The 1,285-nt window shown below is 47.3% G+C and carries 2 protein-coding genes; one reads left to right on the top strand and one right to left on the bottom strand.

The genetic code is table 11. The annotated features are described in order from the left end of the window. Positions 1–158 precede the first annotated feature (158 nt). Positions 159–638, bottom strand: coding sequence for a hypothetical protein (locus AB9F27_RS21855; protein WP_369758196.1), 480 nt, complete (start codon positions 636–638; stop codon positions 159–161). 128 nt (positions 639–766) lie between these two features. Here AB9F27_RS21855 and AB9F27_RS21850 point away from each other — a divergent pair, with 128 nt between their 5' ends. Continuing rightward, positions 767–973, top strand: coding sequence for a hypothetical protein (locus AB9F27_RS21850; RefSeq protein ID WP_369758195.1), 207 nt, complete (start codon positions 767–769; stop codon positions 971–973). Positions 974–1,285: the final 312 nt, after the last annotated feature.

The raw sequence follows: 1,285 nt of genomic DNA, 5'->3' as shown, positions 1-1,285 counted from the left end.
ATCGTCCGCTGCCAGTCTAAACCTTCGATGAAATGCGTCATGAACAACCTCCATACCGAATACGGAAATTATAGCAGCATCTGGATCAAAATGGGGGAGTTTTCACACAGCCTCCGGACAAAGCGGACGCCGCTCTAACTGGTTCACAAACAGCTCAATTAATTTGGATTTTCCCCAATAGTCAAACCGATTTCGCGAGCAAGGGACCGAGTCATTAGCCAGTCAACACCAATCAACGCAAATTCACATTCAGTTGTGCTGATGCTTTCGTTGCATGAGCTTCGATCTTGGTTCAGCAATTTTCCGGCACGTTCTTGGAAGCGTTTTCTGTAAATCGCTTTCATCTCTTCGATCGGTTTCAGCAATGGAAGGACCGCTTGAATATCTGCTCGCAATTGGTCCGTAAGGTCGTTCTTACACGAATCCTGAAATTCCACAGAGCGACCAACGGAGCAGTATTTATCGGCCTGAGCGAGGCAATCATACTCCATTGTCTGCGTCATAACCCTCTTTCCCACGGTCAACGCGATGCATCCATCAAGCCAACCTTTTACGTCTGACAGACCAAAATCTTCGGCGTCAACCGAACCAGCCGCTAAAAAAACGGCGCAAATCAACGGTAATACAATTTTTTTCATTTAGTAATGCTATCCTAACACACTGATTTTGCAAACTCTAATTCTGATGAAGCCCCTATTGGGAAGCAAAAGGCTTGCCTGCATGTACTTGGTGAAACCATCCACCAGTCAAAAGGAAGAAGACAATATTGGCCTCAATCCTTCTTTTCGCAAAAGTGGCCACCAAGGTTTGTTACGGATCGTTTGTGTCGGTCAACGGTACGGACGGAAAGGAGACCTTCGCTGCGGCCGAGAAATCTGATCAGCAGAGCTTCAAAGCAAACCTCAGCCCCCTGATCAGACAAAGCAAACGCGGTGCCAATACACAACGTATAGCGCCTGCCATCGGCTTCTAGTTTGAGTTTCAATTCACGACAAACATTCTCATGCTGAAGTTTCATTTTCAGCACCCGTAGTGTTTGATCGGCGTCGTTATCAAAGCTGTCTGATTAGCATGATCTGTGCCGTCCTCTTAAGGGATAGGAGGTATAATTGATGCGTTTTCATAGACAATTGAATATGCGTCAAGGCGTTCCCAACGCCCTCGCAAACGAAAGGGGCGAGCCTCTTAAGCCCGCCCCTTTATGCATTCAATTGCGCCTCTTTAAACGAAATCAAAGTCGCTTGCGGTGAGATCTGCGCGGTCGAGGCCGGTGAGGAAGATGCTG

The sequence above is a fragment of the Falsihalocynthiibacter sp. CO-5D18 genome, from assembly GCF_041205445.1.
GTDB lineage: Bacteria > Pseudomonadota > Alphaproteobacteria > Rhodobacterales > Rhodobacteraceae > Falsihalocynthiibacter > Falsihalocynthiibacter arcticus.
This window is presented reverse-complemented; position numbering and strand designations above follow the sequence as displayed.